At 58.3% G+C, this 4,981-nt stretch carries 5 protein-coding genes; all 5 read left to right on the forward strand.

Features of this window, described 5'->3' with window-relative positions; genetic code table 11:
- A partial coding sequence (locus tag K5905_RS27285; protein ID WP_297590196.1) for a hypothetical protein occupies positions 1–1,322 on the forward strand: 1,322 nt, incomplete at its 5' end.
- A complete protein-coding gene (locus K5905_RS27290; RefSeq protein ID WP_297590198.1) occupies positions 1,312–2,268 on the forward strand; it encodes a MoxR family ATPase in 957 nt (318 codons plus the stop codon). The genes K5905_RS27285 and K5905_RS27290, both read left to right, overlap by 11 nt.
- 65 nt (positions 2,269–2,333) lie before the next feature.
- The gene (locus tag K5905_RS27295; protein ID WP_297590201.1) at positions 2,334–3,563 is read left to right on the forward strand and encodes a DUF58 domain-containing protein; all 1,230 of its coding nucleotides are present in this window, start codon (positions 2,334–2,336) and stop codon (positions 3,561–3,563) included.
- A 1-nt stretch (position 3,564) separates the two neighbouring features.
- Positions 3,565–4,662, forward strand: a complete 1,098-nt coding sequence (locus K5905_RS27300) for a stage II sporulation protein M (RefSeq protein ID WP_297590204.1) — start codon at positions 3,565–3,567, stop codon at positions 4,660–4,662.
- A partial coding sequence (locus tag K5905_RS27305) for an RDD family protein (RefSeq protein WP_297590206.1) occupies positions 4,659–4,981 on the forward strand: 323 nt, incomplete at its 3' end. The genes K5905_RS27300 and K5905_RS27305, both read left to right, overlap by 4 nt.

Raw genomic sequence — 4,981 nt, forward strand, 5'->3', positions numbered from 1 at the left:
TGAGCGATTCTGCATCCTCGGCAACCGTTCGACCGCCCCGCGTCGAGACGATCGTCATCGCGCTAGTCTGCGTGATAGTGCTTGCAGCCGGCTGGTACATTCTTTCTCAACGACAACAGGCGCTACGCCGCTCGCCGGCCGGTCTTGACGGATTGCAGGTGTGGCTGAGTACCAATGGTATCAGCGCGCAGAATTTCTCCGGTGGCTGGCTGATGGACGAGACCTCGATCGGTCTCCTGGTCATTCCCGTTTACGACACCGCTCTTGATCAGCAACGCGATGCGCCTTCAACCAAAGAAGAGTTTTTGCGCCAGCAGGACGAATACGACCTGGAGATGGAAAACATTTCGGCCAAGGCCGAAAGGGTGCCAACGCTCGTCGTCCTGCCCAAGTGGCGCAGCGGCATGCGCCTCACCGGCCTTGCCCACCCAACCTTGAGGGTGGAAGAAGGTCGACTTGCTTCAACTCTCGGCCAACTGATTGGTGACCCCGATCCCCAGCCGGTTTTCGCCAGCACTCCCTTCACTGACTTCAAATACCGGTCTACCGAAGGGGAAGACCTATGGGCAACGATTTACGCCGCGCAAATGTTCAAGAGCCCGAACTGCATTCCCGTTATCGGCAACAAGGATGCAATGTTGCTGGCGGAGTGCCCATTGAAGGAGACGGAAGACGGCAACGAAGACAGTATTTTGGTCCTGTCCGACCCTGATCTGTTGAACAATCACGGTCTGCGCCTGGGAAACAACGCCTATATCGCGCTGGATGTGCTGGGTTCTCGAGCAGACGAACGCAATCTCGTGATCGACTACAGCCGAACCTCCTGGCTACGCGACCCATTTACCGAGCCCGAACGTGAGCGGACCTGGGCAGATCTGTTACGCTTTTTCGAACAACCCTTCCTGACCCTCTGGTTCGGTTCCGCGGTAGTGTTCGCGCTTTTCCTCTGGCGAGCGTCCCTACGATATGGGCCGGTTCTGTCTGAACCTGCTGCACCGGGTGCGAGCAAGGGTCTGGCAGTGCGCGCTCGTGCCCGGTTGATGAGGCTTTCGGGCCAGGATGGCGCCCTCACCGGCGAATATGCGGCAGCCCGCATTGCCGCCACTGCCGAAGCTCTTTTCGGAGCAGCCAATGCCCGCCATTTCACAAGCGAAGAAGACTTTCTCAAATATGTGAAACGGCGGCACCCGAACCGTGCAGCACGCCTTGAAAACGTGTTGTTGGACATCCGCAAGCTGCCGGAGCATCTGCATGCTGCCGATGCAATCCACCTGATTGATGAATTGGAACAGGTTTTGGAGCAAATCACCCATGACGCTTGAAGCCCTGCGCGAACGAACGGACGCCCTGAGAACAGAAATTGGCCGGACCGTTCTCGGCCAGGACGAAACGGTCGAACTTTTGTTGGTCGCGCTTTTTGCCCGAGGCCACATTCTGCTCGAAGGCCCTCCCGGCACAGCAAAGACGCTGCTCGCCAGAAGTTTCGCCGCTGCCCTGGCACTTGATTTCGGCCGCATCCAGTTCACACCCGATCTGATGCCGGGCGATGTTCTTGGCACTTCGATTTTCGATTTTCGCACCAATGCCTTTGTCCTGACCAAGGGGCCGGTCTTTTCCCAGGTTCTGCTTGCGGATGAAATCAACCGGGCACCGCCTAAAACACAGGCGGCCCTTTTGCAGGCCATGAGCGAGCGAATGGTCAGCATTGACGGCACGGATCACGCACTTGGCAGCGAGTTCATTGTTGTCGCCACGCAGAACCCGATCGAACAGCAGGGCACCTACCCCTTGCCGGAAGCCCAGCTCGACCGTTTTCTCTTCAAGCTTGTGATCGACTTTCCCCCGGAAGATATCGAGATGGCCATCCTGCGCCAACATGCTGCCGAACCTCTGGAAGCAGGTCTGGAAACAAGCGCACTTTCAAAAGTTCTGGACGCCGCAACGCTCGCCGAAACACGAACACTTGTCGACAGCATCATCCTGAAAGACGACATTCTCGCCTATATTTTGCGTCTTGTCCGGGCAACGCGGGAAAGTTCCGAAATCGCTTATGGCGCCTCCACACGTGCGGCCGATGCGCTTGCGAGCGCAGCCAGGGCCGCCGCAGCGCTTAATGGACGGGACTACGCAATTCCCGACGATGTCAAACGGCTCTTCGTTCCGGCACTCCGGCACAGAATTGTTTTGGGCCCGGCGGCCGAGATAGAAGGCCGCAGTCCTGAGCAGGTTTTGGAAAACATTCTCAACCAGATCGAGGCCCCACGCTGATACGGCCATCCAAAAGACTGCTTCTTCTCGGAACCGTCGCGCTTTGCATTTCGGTTATCGCGGTCATGTCCGGCGGCGCCTTGCGTCAGGCGGTTGCCCTGCCCTGGGCTCTGCTCGGCGGGATTACCTTGCTGGACCTGGTTCTTTCCTTCCGGCGTCCGAGGGCGACAACCTTCAAGTCACCGGCAGAAATTTTCGTCGGCGAGACTGCAACTTTAAGAATCTCGGTCGAACGAGCGCCGCAGAACCTTTTGGCAAAACTCGAGTGGCCGGAGGGATTGAAGGGCGACAGCGAAATATCGTTTCGGACAGACCAGAACGGTACAGCGGTTGCAGACTTTCCTTGCAAGGCCGTGCGCCGCGGCCTCTGGAATTTTGACCACTTGTGGCTGTTCTGGACTTCCCGCTTCAAACTGCTGGAATTCGTGCCGCGCCTGGATGTCGGCGCAGAGTTGCGGGTGGTCCCGAACATACGCTTGGTCCAGTCCGGCCAGATCACCACGACGGTTCTGTCAACGCTTTACGGGGTGAAGGAAAACCGCGCCATTGGCGAGGGATCGGAATTTCATCAGTTGCGCGACTTTGTGCAAGGAATGGACATCAAGTCGGTCGACTGGAAACGGTCGGCGCGGCGCCGGTCGCTGGTTGCCAAGGAATTGCGCGCCGAGCGCAACCATCATGTCATCGTTGCACTCGACAACGGCTACCTGATGCGCGAGGAGATCGGCGGTCTGCCGAAGATCGATCATGCCGTTACTGCGGCCCTTGCCACCGCATGGGCTGCAGCAATCGGCGGCGATCTTGTCGGTTACTATTCCTATGATGTGCGCCCACGGACCTTTTCCGCCCCGGCACCGGGACGAAACGCTTTTGCCCGCCTTCGCAACTGGACTGCGGAACTTTCCTATGTCAGCCGGGAAACCAACCACACCCTGGCCCTGACGGAGTTGAATGCCCGCACACCCAAGCGCAGCCTGATCATCATCTTCACGGATTTCATCGACACTACTTCCGCGGAACTGCTGATCGAGAACATCGGCATTCTGGCGAAGCGGCACCTCTTGATCTTCGTTGCCATCCGCGATCCGGATCTGGAAGCTCTGGTGGAAAATGCGTCAGGGGATCTGGACGGAGCTGCGACTCTCGTAGCGGCCAATCAGTCCATCCACGAACGCCGCCTGGTGCTTGAGCGTCTTGCCCGCAAGGGAGTTACAATTGTCGACGCCAAGCCAAACGCAATCACCGCAAGACTGATTTCAGCCTATCTGGAAATCAAGGCACGGGAGCAGATCTAGAATGTCTCTCGACCACCTTCCTCCCGATCGAAAAAAGCTGGTTCTGCCCGCTGGCCTGGGCAACGGGCACAATCCGGAGCAGCACGCCAAGACACCACTCGACACCAATTCAGACCTGATGCGCTCCGCCCGTTTCCGAAAGGAGCGGGAAGCCGACTGGCAGCGCCTGGAAAGACTGGTGCTGGCCGCTGAACGCAAAGGCCTTCAGCACATGAGTTTTGCCGACGCGCGCGATCTGGCTTCGCTGTACCGGCAAGCCACAACATCGCTTGCCATCGCGCGTGAAATTTCCCTCGACAAGGCCTTGCTGGGCTACCTGGAGGCTTTGACGGCTCGGGCCTATCTCTGCGTCTACGCGCCGCAACAGCGGCTCGGAGGGCTGTTCACGAGGTTCCTGACCCGTGGCGCTCCGCAGGCCATGCGTCGGTCCTGGCCATTCCTCCTGCTCGGGTTTTTATGTTTGGGACTCGGCGTGTTGGCCGGCTACCTGCTTTATTTCGAAAGCGCTGACTGGTTCTATGTTTTCATGCCGGCGGACCTTGCCGGTGGCCGCGGGCCGGATGCAACCAACGAAGCACTGCGTTCGGTGATTTATGACGAAAATCCGGACAGTTCCGGACTGGGAGCCTTTTCCACCTATCTGTTTTCGCACAACACGCGAATTGCAATCTTCGTTTTCGGCCTCGGCGTTTTTGCCTGCGCACCGGCAATTCTTTTGACCTTCTACAACGGCCTCATGCTGGGGGCCTTTTTCGCGCTCCATGCCGATCGGGGTCTGGGACTTGATCTCGCCGGCTGGCTCTCCATCCACGGCGTGACGGAACTCTCGGCCATCTGCGTCGCCTGCGGCGGTGGCCTGAAACTCGGAGCCGCAGTGCTCTTTCCAGGTTCGCGGACACGAATCGATGCACTCCGCCATGCCGGGCACGATGCCGTGAAGCTTGCACTTGTGGCGGCATTGATGCTCGTCGTCGCCGCACTTCTGGAGGGCTTTGCCCGTCAGCTGGTTCAAGACCTGAACGCGCGACTGATCATTGGTTGGGGCATCGGCTTGCTCTGGCTGGCCTGGTTCACACTGGGTGGACGGGAGCCGCGATGAAACTTCGACTTTGGAAAAGTAAGAAGAAGAAGGAAAGACCCTCACCGGATGTTCTCATGCCGCCGGAAGGTGTCGCCCTGACACTGCCGATTGCCGGTGTGGGCGTGCGTCTCGCAGCGCAGATCGCCGATGTAATCCTCACCACGATTGGCGCAATCTGCCTGATCATCCTGCTTAATGTTCTGGATTTCATCGATCCACAATCGATGTTCGCGGTCGCGGTTATGCTGTTTTTCCTGATCCGCACCCCTTATTACGTGCTGGCCGAACTCGGCTGGAACGGCCAGACCCTGGGTAAGCGCTTTTTGAAGATCAAGGT

The organism is Roseibium sp. (assembly GCF_025698965.1).
In the GTDB taxonomy this organism is placed as follows: domain Bacteria; phylum Pseudomonadota; class Alphaproteobacteria; order Rhizobiales; family Stappiaceae; genus Roseibium.

Excerpts from the sequence above, each read along its gene's own strand:
- K5905_RS27290 (WP_297590198.1), top strand. The coding sequence starts at position 1,312 with ATGACGCTTGAAGCCCTGCGCGAACGAACGGACGCCCTGAGAACAGAA.
- K5905_RS27295 (WP_297590201.1), top strand. The coding sequence starts at position 2,334 with ATGTCCGGCGGCGCCTTGCGTCAGGCGGTTGCCCTGCCCTGGGCTCTG.
- K5905_RS27300 (WP_297590204.1), top strand. The coding sequence starts at position 3,565 with ATGTCTCTCGACCACCTTCCTCCCGATCGAAAAAAGCTGGTTCTGCCC.